A 15484-nucleotide genomic window follows, 5' to 3' on the forward strand; every position below is an offset into this window, starting at 1 on the left:
GTTTGACGGGTTTCGGTGCAGTTCAGCGACTCAAGCGGAGCTAGGAGCGGCGCGGCCTCGCGCGCGCGGTCGGTTCGGCGACCAGCGGATCGTCCGGCCAGTAGTGCCGCGGATAGCGGCCCTTGAGCTCCGCCTTCACCGCCTTGTAGCCGTTGCTCCAGAAGCTCGCGAGGTCGCGCGTGACCTGCACCGGCCGCCGCGCCGGCGACAGGAGATGGATCAGCACCGGCACCTTGCCGCCACCCACTTTCGGGGTGTCGGTGAGGCCGAACATCTCCTGCAGCCTGACGGAAAGCGCGGGCTCGGCGGGATTGGCGTAGTCGATCGGCACGCGCGAGCCGCTCGGGACCTCGACATGGGTCGGCGCCAGTGAGTCGACCTGGCGCTGGCGGTCCCACGGCACCAGCGTCTTGAGCGCGGCGGCGAAGTCGATGCGCTTCGATCCTCCGTCGACGAACGGGGCCAGCCAGTCTCCGACCGAGGCGAGCAAGGCCTTGTCGGACAGGTCGGGCCAGCTCTCGTCGATACCGCGCAGGAAGGCGATGCGTCGACGCCAGTCGCGCAGCTCGTCGGTCCAGGGCAGGCCGCGCCGGCGGATGCCGTCCAGCATCGCGGCCTTCACCTTTTCCGGATCCGGCTTGCCGAGCGGCTTGTCCTCGATGAGCAGCGCGCCCAACCGCCGCCGCCGCCGGGCCAGCACCGTGTTGTCGCGCACGTTCCATTCCACGACCTGCTCGTCGACGATCCGGTCCTCGTAGAGCTCCTCGATGTCGCCCCTGTCGATCGCCGCGGCGAGAAAGATGCGCGCGTCCTGCGCTGCACCGTCCGTTTCGGCCACGACCACGAATTCCTCGTTCGCCATGGGGTCGCCCTCGGGCAGAACGGCGCCACGTCCCCCGGACAGGAGATAGCGGTTCGCCGTCGCCGCGCGCCGGCGTCCGATGCGGTCGGGATAGGCGAGGGCCAACAGGGCACCGGTCTTCGCGGCATCGGGCGTCTCGTCGCGCGCGTCGCGCGGTGTGAGCCGCCGCGCCGCTTCCTGGATCAGCCGCGGCGCGCGTCCGCTCAAGGCGATATCGACCCTGTGTCGCAGATCGACGTCGCGCTCGCGCAGGAAGTCGCGCTCGCCCAGGATGGCTGCGATCAGCGCGGCGACCTTTCCCTGCTTCAGTTCGCGCCCCTTGAGCACGAGATGCGCAAGCCGCGGATGCTGGCCGAGCCGGACCATGGTTCGGCCGTGCGGCGTGATCGCGCCCGAGGGCCCGATCGCGCCGAGATCGAGCAGCAGCTCGCGCGCCGTCGCGAGCGCGGAGGCCGGCGGCGGGGTCAGCCACGGCAGGGTGCCAGCGTCGTTCACGCCCCAGGCGGCCAGCTCGAGCGCGAGCGGCGCCAGATCGGCGTCGAGAATCTCCGGCGGCGTGAACGGCAGCAGCCCGCGCTGCGCCTCCTCGGTCCACAGCCGGTAGCAGACGCCGGGTTCGAGGCGTCCGGCGCGGCCGCGCCGCTGGTCGGCCGACGCCTGGCTCACCCGCACCGTCTCCAGCCGCGTCATGCCCGAGCGCGGCGAGAAGCGCGGCACCCGCATTTGCCCGCCGTCGATCACGATCCGCACACCCTCGATGGTGAGGCTGGTCTCGGCAATCGAGGTCGCGAGCACGACCTTGCGCCGGCCGGGCGGCGAGGGGGCGATCGCGCGGTCCTGCTCGGCTGGCGACAGATCGCCGAACAATGGCGCTACGTCGATGTTGGCGCCGAGCCCGCTCAGTCGCTCCTCGACCCGGCGGATCTCTCGGACGCCCGGCAGGAAGACCAGTGCGCTGCCGTCCTCTTGTGCCAGCGCATTGCGTATCGCGCTCGCCACCGTGTCCTCGATCCGACCGCCTGCCTCACGGTCGAGGTAGCGCGTCTCGACCGGGAACATGCGGCCCGCAGACTCGACCAGCGGCGCGCTGCCCAGCCGCTCCGATACCGGCCCGGGATCGAGCGTCGCCGACATGGCTATTACCCGCAGGTCCTCGCGCAAAGCCTGTTGCGACTCGCGCACCAGCGCGAAGGACAGATCGGTCTCCAGGCCGCGCTCGTGCAACTCGTCGAAGATCACGCAGCCGACGCCCTCGAGCGACGGATCGTCCTGCAGCATCCGCAGGAAGAGCCCATCGGTCACGACCTCGATGCGCGTGCGCGGTCCGACCCTGCTGTCGAACCGCACGCGATAGCCCACGGTCTCGCCGACAGGCTCGCCGAGCGTCTCCGCCATGCGCCGTGCCGCCGCGCGCGCGGCCAGCCGCCGCGGCTCCTGCATCACTATTTTCCGCCCGCCGAGCCACGGCGCATCGAGCAACGCCAGCGGCACGCGCGTCGTCTTGCCCGCGCCTGGCGGCGCGACCAGCACGGCGGCCGAGCGCTCGGCCAGCACTGCCTCGAGGCGCGGCAAGGCTTCGTCGACGGGCAACGACTCCATGGCCTATAGGCCGCGCACTACCGGCAGGCCGAGAACCTGGCCCGCCTTGAGCAGCGTATTGTCCAAGCTGTAGATCCTCTCGCTTCCATGGTTGCGGGCAATCGCCAAATGGAGCGCGTTGCCACCGCGCAGGCCGCTTCGATGGCGTGCGAGGTACTCCTTTGCGAGTGCGAAATCATCGGCGCCCGGCAACTGGACAAGCAAGGAGGCGGAGGCCACGGTCTCGAATTCCGCATCCACCTCATGGGCCGCGTCGGCTGCCAGTCCGCTCATCCGCACTTCGCGGGCCAAGAGCGAGGAGAATTCGACCCGCGTCCAATGGCTTATGGCGAGACTCCGGCCGGCGAGTTTGGCAAAGGCACGCTCCACTCTCGTGCTGGTCTGCTCCTGGAGGAAAAGGGGAACGAGGAAGCTGACGTCGAAATACAGCACTAAAGGCTCTCGTCCCGTGCCTCGCGCAGCAGGATCGTGCTGGACCGGCGCAGGCGCGGCATGCGGGCGCGGAACGCGGCCATTGGCTTCAAGGGCTGCTTCGGAGATGAGACGGCCGACAGGTTGGCCGCGGGCCTGCCGTGGCGGGTGATGACGAATGCTTCGCCGTTCTCCACCTTGTCGAGCAGTTCACTGAGGCGGGCCTTGGCCTGGGCCAAGTTGACAGTGATCACGGCGATGTCTCTCATGACCAGAAAACTGGTCATACAATAGGCAATCGTGGGAGAAACGTCATTGCTCAAGCTGACGTTCTGTCTGCGCCGGCGGCCCGGCCTGACCTTGGCCGAGTTCCAGGATTACTGGGTGAACAAGCACGGGCCGCTGGTGCGTCGGCTGCAGCCGGCGCTCGGCATGGTGCGCTACGTGCAGGTCCATCGCCTCGACACCGATCTCGCCGACGGCATGCGCAAGGTGCGCGGCGCGCCGGAGCCCTATGACGGCGTGGCTGAACTGTGGTGGGAGAGCGAGGAGAGCTTTCGCGCCGCGCGGCGCCATCCCGAGGCCCGCGAGGCGGGGCGGCTGCTGCTGGAGGACGAGGCGAAATTCATCGACCTGCCCAATTCGCCACTCTGGCTCAACCGTGAGCAAGTGATCTACGCTGGCAGCGCATGCTGAGACGATCTCTCCTTGCGCTGGGCGCGGCGCTGCCGGCGATCGGGGCGGCGCGGGCGCAGCCCAACTACCCGGTGAAACCGGTCCGCCTGGTAGTCGGCTACACGCCCGGTGGCGGCAACGACCTGATCGCGCGCATCGTCGCAGCCAAGCTGCAGGACAAGCTCGGCCAGCCGGTGGTGGTCGACAACAAGCCGGGCGCCCAGTCGATCGTGGCGGCCGAGATCGTCGCCAGGGCCGCGCCCGACGGCTACACGCTGCTGATCGCGCCGAGCGGGCCGATGACCATCAATCCCGCGGTCTACGGCAAGCTGCCCTACGATCCCGTGAAGGACTTCGCGCCGATCTCCCTGCTCGCCGAGTTCCCGCTGCTGCTGGCGGTAGGCGCCGGGCAGCCGGTGAAGTCCGTGAAGGAGCTGGTGGAATTCGCGCGCGCCAATCCGAAGCTTGCGAACTATGCCTCCAGCGCCACGCCGTTCCAGCTTGCCGCGGAGCTGTTCAACCAGCGTACCGGGTCGTCCTTTCAGCACATTCCCTTTCGCGGCAGCGGCGACGCCGTGCAGGCGGTCGTGTCCGGGCAGGTGCTGATGACGATCTCAGATTCGGGGCCGATGGCGGGGCCGATGGACGGCGGCAAGCTGCGAGCGCTCGCCATCACCACGGCCAAGCGGCCACCCGCCTTTCCCGACGTGCCGACCTTCGCCGAATCGGGCATCGCCGACATGGAGATCGAGCTGTGGACCGGCATCGTGGCGCCGGCGGGCACGCCTGCCGAGATCATCGAGCACCTTCAGGACGCGATCAGCGACACGATCGACATGCCGGCCGTGCACAACGCCCTCGAGGCGATCAACGTCGATCCGCGCGCCACCACCGTGAAGGAGTTCCGCGAGCTGATCGCGAGCGACATTGCCCGCTGGAAGGCGGTCGCGGGCAAGGCCAACATCAAGCTCGACTGAGCCCGGGGGATCCGTTCGCATGGACAGCAACCAGGCGCGCCATTCGACCGCGCATTACTTCCTCGAAGGGCTGAACGAGATCGGCTTCGACTACCTGTTCTGCAACTTCGGCACCGACCACGCGCCGCTGATCGAGGCGATGGCGAGCTTCAAACGCGGCGGCCGCAAGATGCCGACGACCATTCTTTGCCCGCACGAGAACACGGCCGTGCATATGGCGGCGGGCTATGCCATCGCCACCGGACGCGGGCAGGGCGTGATGGTGCATGTCGATGCCGGCACGGCGAACTCGGCGATGGCACTGCACAATCTCTGCCGCGCGCGGGTGCCGGTGATGCTGATGGCCGGCAAGGCTCCCTACACCACGCGCAACGAGCTGCTCGGCACGCGCGACACCTACGTGCATTTCGTGCAGGAGCCGTTCGACCAGGCGAGCATCGTGCGGCCCTACACCAAGTGGGAATATAACCTGCCGTCCGGCGTGATCGCCAAGGAGGCGCTGCGCCGCGCCCACACGGTGATGGAGAGCGATCCCAAGGGCCCGGTCTACATGACCTTCCCGCGCGAGACGCTGACCGCGACCTGGAGCGAGGGCGAGATCAATTCCTATCCGGCCGAGCGCTTCGGCGCCGTCGCGGCGCGCGGCGTCGATTCCGCCGCGCTCGAGCCGCTGGTCACGCGCCTGCTCGCGGCGGAGCGTCCGCTGCTGATCGCTTCCTATGCCGGACGCAACCATGCCACCGTCGCGGTGCTTGACGAGCTGGCGCGCTTCGCCGGCATCCGCGTCGTCGAGTTCAATCCGCTCTACGTCAACCTGCCGCACGATTCGCCCTGCCACGGCGGCTTCTCGCCGGCCAGGGCGCTGACCGACGCCGATGTCGGCCTGCTGGTCGATGTCGACGTGCCGTGGATCCCGAGCGACATGCCGGACAATCCCGCGACCTGGTGGGCGCATATCGACGTCGATGCCGAGAAGCGCAATTTTCCGATCTGGACCTTCCCCGGCAACCTGCGGTTGGCGGGCGACAGTCATCGCATCCTGAGCGACCTGCTGGCCGCCCTGAAGGCACGCGCCGACGAGGGCTTCAGGACCCGCGCTTCCGACCGCGTCGCCAGGATGGCGGAGGAGGCGGCGGCCCGCCGCGAGCAGACGGCAAAGCTCGCCGCCAATCGCGGCCAGCCGGGCGAGATCAACCCACACTATCTTTGTGCCGTTCTGGCCAGGGCGCTCGAGCCGACCGACGTCGTGCTGAACGAGGCGATCCGCAACGGGCCGGCCGTCTTCCAGCAGATGCCGCGGACGAAGCCCGGCACCTTGATCGGCCTGTCCGGCGGCGGGCTCGGCTTCTCGGGCGGGATGTCGCTCGGCCTGAAGCTCGCCTGGCCCGAGCGCACGATCGTGCAGGTCGTCGGCGACGGCACGTTCTACTTCTCCAACCCGCAATCGAGCCTGGCGGTCGGCCGCCAGTACAAGCTGCCGGTTCTGACGGTCGTGGTCGACAACACCGGCTGGTCCGCCGTGAAGGAAGCGACGCTGCGTGTCTATCCGGACGGCGATGCGCGCAGCGAAGGCGAGTTCGGCTCGACCCTCGCGCCCGACATGGATTTCTCCAAGGTCGCCGAAGCCGCCGGCGCATATGGCGAGCTGGTCAGCGACCCGGACGCCGTCGAAGCCGCTGTCGCGCGCTGCGTCGCCGCCGTGAAGGGCGGCCACTCCGCCGTGCTGCATGCCCGCGTCACCAAATTGTAGGAGATCCCGATGTCGCTTACCGTCGAAGCCCTCGATCATCTCGTCATCAACGTGAAGGACGTGGAAGCTGCCGCGGCCTGGTACGCGCGCGTGCTCGGCATGAAGCGCGAGGTCCAGGAGCGGGCGCCGGGAAAGATGCGCACCTCGATGCATTTCGGCCGTCAGAAGATCAACCTGCGGCCGACCTCCGTTACACAGAAGGAATGGTTCACCGGCCGTCAGGTGGCCGCCGGCAGCGACGATCTCTGCTTTCTGACCGGGTCGACGCCACAGCAGGTCGTCGATCACTTCAAAGCCTGCGGCGTCGATATCGAAGTCGGCCCCGGCGACAAGCAGGGCGCCATGGGCACGATCGTCTCGGTCTACTGCCGGGACCCCGACGGCAACCTGATCGAGGTCTCATCGTACAAATAGGCCCCTTCGTCATCCCGACCGGAGCGAAGCGCCCTCGAGGCACCTCTTCATGCAACGTCTGTCGCAGGAGGAGGTCCCTCGGCTCCGCTCGGGACGACGGGAAGGGCTATGCCGCGCCGGCCAGCAGCTCGATCGTCTCGATCACGCCGGTGGGATCGGCGATGCCCTTTCCGGCGATGTCGAAAGCACAGCCATGCGCCACCGACGCGAACAGCACTGGTACGCCGATCGTCATGGCCGAGGCGCGAAGCGGCGAGATCAGCTTGATCGGGATGTGGCCCTGGTCGTGGAACATGGCTAGGTAGACGTCGTGCTTGCGCTGGCTCAGCAGCAGGTCGCCGCCGATCGGCCCGTCGACGGCGATGCCGCGCTTCTTCAGTTCGGCCACCGCCGGCTTGGTCACGCGCTCGTCGTCGTCACCGAACAACCCGTCCTCGCCGGCATGCGGGTTGATGCCGAACACGCCGATGGTCGGAGGCTTCTCGCCCAGGCGGTGCGCGGTCGCCACGATCGCCTCGGCGGCGGCGATCACGAGTTCGGGTGAGAGTCGGGCGAGGGCGGCGCTCACCGACTCGTGCAGGGTCGCGTGCACGATTTTGAGGCCTTTGGCCGTCAGCATCATGAAGGCGCGCTCGCGCGGCATGCCGGTGAGGTCGGCGACCAGGCCGGGATAGCCGCTGAAGGGTATGCCCGCGCGGTTCACCGCGGTCTCCGAGTGCGGGCAGCCGATGATCGCGTCGGCCTTGCCCTCGCGGACGAGGCGCACCGCGGTTTCGACATAGGAAACCGTGGCCCTGCCGGCGCGCGGGTCGAGCGTGCCGGGCGAGTAGCCCGCCGGTTCGAGCGCTTCGGCATCAACGAAGGGCGGTGTGGCGTCGAGGCCGAGGCGGTTGGCGTTGTTCTCGATCACGAAGCCGTCGCCGACCAGCAGCGGCTTGATGTTCGGGTGGCGCGCGAAGTGCAGCGCCGCCTTGATCGTGACTTCCGGCCCGATGCCGTTGGGATCGCCCAGGGTGATGGCGATCCTCATGGCTGGGGGCGCGCCACTCCAGTGGCGCGATCATGAGCCTGACGCGTCACTGGAGTGACGCGCCCCCAGCGAAGAAACATGATCGTCAAAACGGAATCGCCACGAGGGTGTCGAAGCGGCCGCCGTCGCAGACGACGATGCGCTCGGCGAAGCGCGGCGTGTTGGCGGCGTCCATACGGACCTTGTCGTGGTAGCAGCCGGTGGCAAAGACCTCCATCCTGCCGTCGCGCATGATGCGCACGATCAGGAACGGCGTCTCGACATCGGCCGCGCCGCCGGCCTCTCCGAGGACGACCGGCAGGCCGACGATGTGGCGGTAGCGCTGGCGCTCGTAGATGTTGGCCTGGCGCAGCGCCGAGATGCGATCCTGCAGCATGCCGCGCGAATCGGCGTACATCACGCCGGACTCGAGGCCCTGCGCGACGTTGTCGGCCGTGGTCACCTTGTAGAGGCAAGGGTCGAGGAAGAAGTCCGGCCACTCCTCGAACTTCTCGTTGTCGATGGCGCGCGCATAGGCGGCGTTCAGCTCGACGAGGCGCGAGACGTCCATCGGTTCAGTAGCCCATGTGGTGGCGATAGGCCTTCCAGAAACCTCGCACCGAAGCCTCGGTCGCGCGCGTCTCCTGGCTCTCGGCGCCCGTGCCGCCCATCTCGACTACCGATTCCTGCTCGCCGGCAGCGGCGATGCCGCGCTGCACGAAGCCGCCGACGCAGCCGTCCTCCATCGACACGAAGCCGGCCGGCCCCACGAGGTTCTGTTGCTTCAGCCGCCGCCGCGTCATCTCCGGCGGATCGTCGGCGAAGCCGAAATAGGTCCATTTGAGATCCATCTCGCCCGTGCCCTTCGGCACGACCTGGCGGACGGCGAGGCAGTTGTGGATTTGCTGCAGGATGAAGCCTGGGAAGACCGACAGGATCTGGAGCTGAATGTCGTCGCCGAACTCCTTGACCGTGTCGAGCAGGCTGGGGTCGGCCAGCTTGTAGTCGGCGTTCTCGGTGCGGATGCCCTGGTCGCGATAGGCGGTGCTCTGGCGGTCGTCCGACTTGTCGATCGTGTAGCTCGCGTGGTGGCCGCCGTCGGCGCTCACCAGCACGCCGCCACCCTGCGTCAGGCGCGTGATGCGGAAGGTGCCGAAGAACAGGTGCAGCAGGGACGCGTGGTAGGTGTCCTTGACGTTCTCGACATAGAGCTTCCAGTTGTTGGGCAGCACCTGCGTGAAGCGGCCCATCACCTTGATCGGCCGGTTCAGCACGCGCCTGATGCGGCCCAGGATCTCGGGACCGAGGAAGTCCTCGATCGGCGGCGTCGCATCCGAAAGCGTGGCGAAGACCAGCCCGCACAAGGTCGTCGTGCGCAGCCGGCGCGGTCCATGCTCGTTGCGCTTGAAGTCCTTCGACATCCCGCCGACGCCGTTGATGCCGCGCTCGAAGGCGATGCCGCGCAGGTTGCCTTTGAGGTCGTAGCTCCAGGCGTGATAGATGCACTTGAACTGGTTCTGGACATTGCCGCCGTCATCGAAGGCGATCAGCGCGCCGCGATGGGCGCAACGGTTCTCGAAGCAGTTGATCGACCCGTCCGCGTCGCGCACCACGATCACCGGCATCGCGCCGACGACGTTGGTGCGGTAGTCGCCCTTGTTCGGGATGTCGGCCTCGAGGCAGACATAGTTCCAGGTCGCGCCTTCGAACAGGCGCTGCAGCTCGCGGGCGTAGTTCTCCTGGTCCTGGTAAACCCAGTAGGGAACGCGGGCGAGCGATTCGGCGGGCCAGATATAAGTGTCCATGCGGCTACTCCAACGTCACGTTGGCTGACGTGATGACGGCGCGCCAGCGCGCCTCCTCTTCCTTGATGAAGGCGCCGGTCGCCTGTGTGGACTCGCCTTGCGGCTCGGCGCCCTGCTCGAGGAACTTCGCGCGCACATCGTCGAGCTTCAGGGCGGCGGCGGTGTCCTTGTTGATCCTCTGGACGATCGCATCGGGCGTGCCGGGCGGCGCCACGATGGCGAACCAGGCCGAGGCGATCAGGCCGGGCAGGCCGATCTCGGCGGCGTCCGGCACGTCGGGCGCCACGGGGCTGCGCTTCTTCGCGGCGAGGCCGAGGAACTTGACCTGGCCGCTCTTCTCGAAGCGCAGGGCGGCGGAGATGTTGCCGACGAAGATGTCGACCCGGCCGGCGGTGATGTCGATCAGCGCCGGACCCTCGCCCTTGTAGGGAACATGCACCATGTCGAGTCCGGCCTGTGTCGCCAGCATCTGCGCCGACAGGTGCGAGGTCGAGCCGTTGCCCTGGCTGGCGTAGGTCACCTTGCCGGGATTGGCCCTGGCGTAGGCGATGAATTCCTGTGCCGAGGCCGCCGGCAGGTCCTTGCGCGCGGTGATGACGTTGGGCGTCAGCACCAGCACGGTGACCGGCACGAACTTCGACCAATCGTACGGCAGCGTCCGGTAGAGATTGTGGTTGATCGACAGCGGCCCGGGCGGGCTACACAGCAACGTGTAGTCGTCACCCGGCGCGCCATAGACGATCTCGGCGCCGTTATTGCCGCCGGCGCCGGCCTTGTTGTCGACGATCACCGGCTGCTTCCACGCGCCCGACAGCTTGTCCGCGACGATGCGGCACAGCGTGTCGTTCGAGCCGCCGGCTGGGAAGGGCACCACGACACGCACGGTCTTCTGCGGCCATTCCTGCGCGGTGACCGCGCCGGGCAAAGCGATCAACAGGGCGGCCAAGGTGAGGTAGAAGCGGCGGCTCATCGCCCTATGTTAGCCTCAACCCGAGATGAGCGACATGTCCTCGCCGCCGTTCAAAAGTCCGCTGCGCGAAGCGATAACCTCCGCCTACCGGCGGCCGGAGCCCGAGTGCCTGCCACCCCTGATCGCCGCCGCCACCTTGCCGGCCGGGACGATGCAGGTGGCGACGGCGCTGGCGCGGCAGCTGGTCGAGCGGATGCGGGTGAAGAGTCGGGGCGGCGGCGTCGAGGGGCTGATCCGCGAATATTCGCTGGCCAGTGAGGAGGGCGTGGCGCTGATGTGCCTCGCCGAGGCGCTGCTGCGCATTCCCGACGACGAGACGCGCGACGCGCTGATCCGCGACAAGATCGGCGGCGGCCATTGGGAGGCTCATCTCGGCAGGAGCCCGTCGCTGTTCGTGAACGCCGCGACCTGGGGCCTGCTGCTGACCGGCAAGCTCACCGCGACCCACAGCGAGCGCGGCCTGTCGGCGGCCTTGACCCGGCTCGTGGCGCGCGGCGGCGAACCGCTGATCCGCGCGGGCGTGAACCTGACCATGCGCCTGATGGGCGAGCAGTTCGTCGCCGGCCAGACGATCGACGAGGCGCTGGACAACGGCCGCCCGTGGGTGCGCAAGGGCTTCCGCTATTCCTACGACATGCTGGGCGAGGCGGCGGTGACCGCGGTGCAGGCCCGGCGGTACTTCGACGACTACGCGGCTGCCATCCAGGCGATCGGTTCGGCGTCGGCCGGTCGTGGAGTCCATGACGGTCCCGGCCTTTCGATCAAGCTGTCGGCGCTGCATCCGCGTTACAGCCGCAGCCAGATCGAGCGCGTCCATGCCGAGCTGTATCCGCGGCTCAAGGCGCTGGCGGTGCAGGCGCATGCGCTCGACATCGGCTTCAACATCGACGCCGAGGAGGCCGACCGGCTCGAGCTCTCGCTCGACCTGGTGGAGCGGCTTTGCTTCGAGCCGGAATTGGCGGGCTGGCACGGTATCGGCTTCGTGGTGCAGGCCTACCAGAAGCGCTGCCCGTTCGTGATCGACTGGCTGATCGACCTGGCGCGGCGCAGCGGCCACCGCCTGATGGTGCGGCTGGTGAAGGGTGCGTATTGGGACGGCGAGATCAAGCGCGCCCAGCTCGACGGGCTCGAAGGCTTTCCGGTCTTCACGCGCAAGATCCACACCGACGTTTCCTACATCGCCTGCGCGCGCAAGCTCCTGGCCGCGACCGACGCGGTGTTCCCGCAGATTGCGACCCACAACGCGCTCAGCCTGGCGACGATCCATGCGATCGCGCCGAAGGGGCAGTACGAGTTCCAGTGCCTGCATGGCATGGGCGAGAGCCTGTACGAGGAGGTCGTCGGAAAGGACAAGCTCGGCGTGCCGTGCCGCATCTATGCGCCGGTCGGCACGCACGAGACGCTGCTGGCCTATCTCGTCCGGCGGCTGCTGGAGAACGGCGCCAACACCTCGTTCGTGAACCAGATCGCCGATCCGGACTTTCCGGTCGACAGGCTGTTGATCGATCCGGTCGAGCAGGCGCGGGCGCTCGATCCGATCGGCCGACCGCACGACCGGATCGCCCTGCCGCGCGAGCTGTTCGGCGCCGAGCGGGCGAACTCACTGGGACTCGATCTCACCAACGAGCAGCGGCTGGCCGCCTTGGCGAAGGCGCTCAGTGGCGAGAGCTGGCGCGCCCAGCCCATGCTGGGCGATCGGCCGCGCGACGGCGCGGCACGCGAGCTGCACAATCCGGCCGACCTCACTGACCTGGTCGGTACCGTGGTCGAGGCGACGCCGGAGCTGGTCGACGCCGCCTGCGCCCGCGCGGTGGCCTGGAGCGCCTCGCCCGCGGCGCGTGCCGAGTGCCTGCGGCGGGTCGCCGACCGGATGGAAGCGCGCATGCTGCCGCTGGTCGGTCTGATCGTGCGCGAAGCGGGCAAGACCTTCGCCAATGCCGTGGGAGAAGTGCGGGAAGCTGTCGACTTTCTACGGTACTACGCGGCACAAGTGCGGGATTGGTCGAATGAAACGCACCGGCCGCTCGGCGTCGTAGCGTGCATCAGCCCGTGGAATTTTCCACTGTCAATATTCACTGGCCAGATCGCCGGTGCGCTCGCCGCAGGCAATGGCGTCATCGCCAAGCCGGCGGAGGAGACGCCGCTGATCGCCGCCCAGGCGGTGCGACTGTTCCTCGGTGCCGGGCTGCCGCCGGGCGTGCTGCAATTCCTGCCGGGCGACGGCGCGGTCGGTGCGCGGCTGGTCGCCAATCCGACGATCGCCGGTGTCGTGTTCACCGGCTCGACCGAGGCGGCGCGGTCGATCAACAAGGAGCTGGCCAAGCGCGGACGCGTGCCGTTCATCGCCGAGACCGGCGGGCAGAACATCCTGATCGCCGACTCCTCTTCCTTGCCCGAGCAACTCGTGAACGACGCGATCACCTCGGCGTTCGATTCGGCGGGCCAGCGCTGCTCGGCGCTGCGCGTGCTCTGCCTGCAGGAAGACATTGCCGGCCGCGTCCTGCCGATGCTGAAGGGCGCGATGGCCGAGCTTGGTGTCGGCAATCCAAACCGCCTGTCGACGGACGTCGGACCGGTCATCTCGGCCGAAGCGCAGAAGCGGCTCACCGACCATATCGCGGCGATGCGCACGAGCGGTCATGTGGTGACCCAAGGCGCCACGGCGTCAGGGCTGTTCGTGCCGCCGACGATCATCGAGATCTCGTCGATCGCCGACCTGCCGGGCGAGGTGTTCGGCCCGGTGCTGCACGTCCTGCGCTATCGGCGCGAAGAGATGGACGACGTCGTGCGGCGGGCCAACGCGACCGGCTTCGGCCTGACCTTCGGCGTCCACAGCCGGATCGACGAGACGATCGAGCGCGCGACCGACCTGAGTGCAGCCGGCAACCATTATGTCAATCGCACTGTGATCGGCGCGGTCGTGGGCGTGCAACCGTTCGGCGGTCATGGCCTGTCGGGCACCGGACCCAAGGCGGGCGGGCCGCTTTACGTGCGGCGGCTGCTGTCGGCGTGTCCGCCGTTGCCGCTGGAGGGGCTGGTGGGCGAACTCTCCGGTCCGGTCGGCGAGCGCAACGAGTATGTGCTTCGATCGAAGGGTGCGATCCTCTGCGTCGCCCGCGACCCGTCGGAATTGCGGGCGCAGGCCAATGCGGCACGCGGCACCGGCAACCGGGTCACCCTGGATCCCGATGCCCCGGACATCTCGGCGGCGTTGTTTGCCGGCGGCCGGGACGATCTATTGGCGCTGACCCGGCGGCTGGCGGAGAGGGAGGGCCCGATCGTGCCGGTGCATGTGGCACCCTATCCGCTGGAATTCCTGGTCGACGAGGTGTCGGTCAGCGTCAACACCGCGGCTGCGGGAGGTAATGCCAGCCTGATGTCGATCGGCTAGGGAGGCCGGGAATGGAGCAACATCTGGCAGCGAGCGCTCTGCGGCAAGGCTGGGCTGCCGGCGTTGTCCGGAGCCTGCTGGTCTGGGCCGGGAACGTCGGCGCCGATCCGGCCGACAGCACTGACACAGCGTTGCAGAAGCGGCTCATGGTGGCGCTTTCGGTCGGGCTGCTGCCGCTGACGTTGCTGTGGAGCGTGATCTATCTCGTCGCCGGAGTGCCGTTGTCCGCCGCCATTCCCGCCCTCTATACGGCTGTCACGCCGGTCAACACGCTGCTCTTCTCCTGGACCCGTAACCTCCGCTTCTATCGCTTTACCCAGCTGCTGATGTACCTGGTCCTGCCCTGGCTCCTGATGATGAGCCTGGGCGGCTTCCGGGAATCGAGCGTGGTGGTCATCTGGGCTGCGTTGTGCCCGCTCGCCTCGCTCCTGATCGAGGAATTGCGCGACACGCTGCTGTGGATCCTGGGCTTCGTTGCCCTGCTCGCGGTGAGCGCGATCCTGCAGCCCTATCTCACGCCGGCCGGCCTGCCCGAGGCCTTCGTGAACTGGTTCTTCGTCCTCAATGTCGGTGCCGTGATCACGATCGCTTTCGTGCTGCTTTACTACTTCGTCGGCCAGCGCAACTTCTTCCAGGAACGCTCGGAGATGCTGCTGCACAACATCCTCCCCAGGGAGATCTCCGAGGCGCTCAAGGCCGAGCACAAGACGATCGCCGCGCAGCACGACGCGGCGAGCATCCTGTTCGCCGACGTCGTCGGCTTCACCCCGATGGCGGCGACGATGACGCCGCTCGCGCTGGTCGAGCTCCTCAACGAGGTCTTCCTGTGCTTCGACGGCCTGGTCGAGAAGCATGGACTGGAGAAGATCAAGACGATCGGCGACTGCTACATGGTCGCGTCAGGCGTGCCGCGCGCGCGTCATGACCATGCCAGGGTGCTGGTACAGCTGGCGATGGACATGCGCGAGGCCGTTGCGGAGCGCACCTTTGGCGGCCAAAAGCTGGCCTTCCGGATCGGCATCAATTCCGGGCCGGTGGTGGCCGGCGTAATCGGCCGCAAGAAGTTCATCTACGATCTGTGGGGCGAAGCGGTGAACCTCGCGAGCCGCATGGAATCGCATGGCCAGGCCGGGACGATCCAGATCACGCGCAGGACCTATCAACTGGTCGGAAGCGACTACCTGTGCGAAGCCAAGGGTACGATCGACGTGAAGGGCGCTGACCGGATGGAGGTCTGGCACGTGATCGGTCGGAAGCCCGCTGCAGCCTGACGCAGATCGGCTAGAGCGGCTCCTTTTGCAGCGTCGCGGGAGGCGTGGAGGTGTAGGGCCCGAACGGACCGGGCTTCATCTTCTCGTTGATGCAGAGCATCCGGACCGAGGTCTCGAACTCGACACGCTTGGCCTCGCAGGCCTCGTAAGTCATTGGTCCGGCAAAGATTTCCGGCCCACTGACCAGCAGCAGGCGCGGCCGCTCCAGATACCAGCCGGGGGTGGTATAGGCGACACTCGGTCCCCTACTACTGCTGCAGGCGCCCAAGGTCGCCGCCAATGCCAGGCCCGCAAAGATCGGCCGCTTCACCATACTTAGCCCCCGGTACACTTCCAGTCGGCAGGTTACA

The 15484-nt window shown here is 67.8% G+C and carries 14 protein-coding genes; 6 read left to right on the top strand and 8 right to left on the bottom strand.

Annotation, left to right across the window (positions count from 1 at the left end; genetic code table 11):
* Positions 1–40: 40 nt before the first annotated feature.
* The 3 genes from hrpB to ACQY8M_RS16505 are packed head-to-tail and all read right to left on the bottom strand — an operon-like array spanning position 41 to position 3159.
* Positions 41–2461, bottom strand: coding sequence for an ATP-dependent helicase HrpB (hrpB, locus tag ACQY8M_RS16495; RefSeq protein ID WP_428674090.1), 2421 nt, complete (start codon positions 2459–2461; stop codon positions 41–43).
* Positions 2462–2464: 3 nt separating this feature from the next.
* Entirely contained in the window at positions 2465–2893 is a 429-nt protein-coding gene (locus tag ACQY8M_RS16500) for a type II toxin-antitoxin system VapC family toxin (protein ID WP_428674092.1), read from the bottom strand.
* Entirely contained in the window at positions 2893–3159 is a 267-nt protein-coding gene (locus ACQY8M_RS16505) for a type II toxin-antitoxin system Phd/YefM family antitoxin (RefSeq protein WP_428674094.1), read from the bottom strand. Before ACQY8M_RS16505 ends, ACQY8M_RS16500 begins: the two co-directional genes overlap by 1 nt.
* Positions 3160–3187: 28 nt before the next feature.
* Between ACQY8M_RS16505 and ACQY8M_RS16510 the strand changes: the two genes are divergently transcribed.
* From ACQY8M_RS16510 to ACQY8M_RS16525, 4 genes are read left to right on the top strand one after another with little or no spacing between them, the layout of a single operon-like run.
* Positions 3188–3568, top strand: coding sequence for an EthD domain-containing protein (locus ACQY8M_RS16510; protein ID WP_428674096.1), 381 nt, complete (start codon positions 3188–3190; stop codon positions 3566–3568).
* Positions 3562–4524, top strand: coding sequence for a Bug family tripartite tricarboxylate transporter substrate binding protein (locus tag ACQY8M_RS16515; protein WP_428674098.1), 963 nt, complete (start codon positions 3562–3564; stop codon positions 4522–4524). Before ACQY8M_RS16510 ends, ACQY8M_RS16515 begins: the two co-directional genes overlap by 7 nt.
* 19 nt (positions 4525–4543) lie before the next feature.
* Entirely contained in the window at positions 4544–6274 is a 1731-nt protein-coding gene (locus tag ACQY8M_RS16520; protein ID WP_428674100.1) for a thiamine pyrophosphate-requiring protein, read from the top strand.
* Positions 6275–6283: 9 nt separating this feature from the next.
* On the top strand, positions 6284–6688 hold the full coding sequence (locus ACQY8M_RS16525) for a VOC family protein (RefSeq protein ID WP_428674102.1): 405 nt from the start codon (positions 6284–6286) through the stop codon (positions 6686–6688).
* A gap of 106 nt (positions 6689–6794) precedes the next feature.
* Here ACQY8M_RS16525 and ACQY8M_RS16530 read toward each other — a convergent pair whose 3' ends face one another.
* The 4 genes from ACQY8M_RS16530 to ACQY8M_RS16545 form a co-directional block, all read right to left on the bottom strand.
* Positions 6795–7718 carry a PdxA family dehydrogenase gene (locus ACQY8M_RS16530; RefSeq protein WP_428674104.1) on the bottom strand — a complete coding sequence of 308 codons (924 nt, stop codon included), beginning with the start codon at positions 7716–7718 and terminating at the stop codon, positions 6795–6797.
* Between the two features lie 85 nt (positions 7719–7803).
* Entirely contained in the window at positions 7804–8268 is a 465-nt protein-coding gene (locus ACQY8M_RS16535) for an aromatic-ring-hydroxylating dioxygenase subunit beta (protein ID WP_428674106.1), read from the bottom strand.
* 4 nt (positions 8269–8272) lie between these two features.
* Entirely contained in the window at positions 8273–9502 is a 1230-nt protein-coding gene (locus tag ACQY8M_RS16540; RefSeq protein ID WP_428674108.1) for an aromatic ring-hydroxylating dioxygenase subunit alpha, read from the bottom strand.
* 4 nt (positions 9503–9506) lie between these two features.
* Positions 9507–10472, bottom strand: a complete 966-nt coding sequence (locus ACQY8M_RS16545; protein ID WP_428674110.1) for a Bug family tripartite tricarboxylate transporter substrate binding protein — start codon at positions 10470–10472, stop codon at positions 9507–9509.
* A 34-nt stretch (positions 10473–10506) separates the two neighbouring features.
* Between ACQY8M_RS16545 and putA the strand changes: the two genes are divergently transcribed.
* The gene (gene putA, locus ACQY8M_RS16550) at positions 10507–13863 is read left to right on the top strand and encodes a bifunctional proline dehydrogenase/L-glutamate gamma-semialdehyde dehydrogenase PutA (protein WP_428674112.1); all 3357 of its coding nucleotides are present in this window, start codon (positions 10507–10509) and stop codon (positions 13861–13863) included.
* An 11-nt stretch (positions 13864–13874) separates the two neighbouring features.
* Entirely contained in the window at positions 13875–15134 is a 1260-nt protein-coding gene (locus ACQY8M_RS16555; protein WP_428674114.1) for an adenylate/guanylate cyclase domain-containing protein, read from the top strand.
* A 10-nt stretch (positions 15135–15144) separates the two neighbouring features.
* Here ACQY8M_RS16555 and ACQY8M_RS16560 read toward each other — a convergent pair whose 3' ends face one another.
* Entirely contained in the window at positions 15145–15447 is a 303-nt protein-coding gene (locus ACQY8M_RS16560; protein ID WP_428674116.1) for a hypothetical protein, read from the bottom strand.
* Positions 15448–15484: the final 37 nt, after the last annotated feature.

It is taken from the genome of Reyranella sp. (genome assembly GCF_965279465.1).
Taxonomy (GTDB): Bacteria; Pseudomonadota; Alphaproteobacteria; order Reyranellales; family Reyranellaceae; genus Reyranella.

Excerpts from the sequence above, each read along its gene's own strand:
- hrpB (WP_428674090.1), bottom strand. The coding sequence starts at position 2,461 with ATGGAGTCGTTGCCCGTCGACGAAGCCTTGCCGCGCCTCGAGGCAGTG.
- ACQY8M_RS16505 (WP_428674094.1), bottom strand. The coding sequence starts at position 3,159 with ATGACCAGTTTTCTGGTCATGAGAGACATCGCCGTGATCACTGTCAAC.
- ACQY8M_RS16515 (WP_428674098.1), top strand. The coding sequence starts at position 3,562 with ATGCTGAGACGATCTCTCCTTGCGCTGGGCGCGGCGCTGCCGGCGATC.
- ACQY8M_RS16520 (WP_428674100.1), top strand. The coding sequence starts at position 4,544 with ATGGACAGCAACCAGGCGCGCCATTCGACCGCGCATTACTTCCTCGAA.
- ACQY8M_RS16525 (WP_428674102.1), top strand. The coding sequence starts at position 6,284 with ATGTCGCTTACCGTCGAAGCCCTCGATCATCTCGTCATCAACGTGAAG.
- ACQY8M_RS16530 (WP_428674104.1), bottom strand. The coding sequence starts at position 7,718 with ATGAGGATCGCCATCACCCTGGGCGATCCCAACGGCATCGGGCCGGAA.
- ACQY8M_RS16535 (WP_428674106.1), bottom strand. The coding sequence starts at position 8,268 with ATGGACGTCTCGCGCCTCGTCGAGCTGAACGCCGCCTATGCGCGCGCC.
- ACQY8M_RS16540 (WP_428674108.1), bottom strand. The coding sequence starts at position 9,502 with ATGGACACTTATATCTGGCCCGCCGAATCGCTCGCCCGCGTTCCCTAC.
- ACQY8M_RS16545 (WP_428674110.1), bottom strand. The coding sequence starts at position 10,472 with ATGAGCCGCCGCTTCTACCTCACCTTGGCCGCCCTGTTGATCGCTTTG.
- putA (WP_428674112.1), top strand. The coding sequence starts at position 10,507 with ATGTCCTCGCCGCCGTTCAAAAGTCCGCTGCGCGAAGCGATAACCTCC.
- ACQY8M_RS16555 (WP_428674114.1), top strand. The coding sequence starts at position 13,875 with ATGGAGCAACATCTGGCAGCGAGCGCTCTGCGGCAAGGCTGGGCTGCC.
- ACQY8M_RS16560 (WP_428674116.1), bottom strand. The coding sequence starts at position 15,447 with ATGGTGAAGCGGCCGATCTTTGCGGGCCTGGCATTGGCGGCGACCTTG.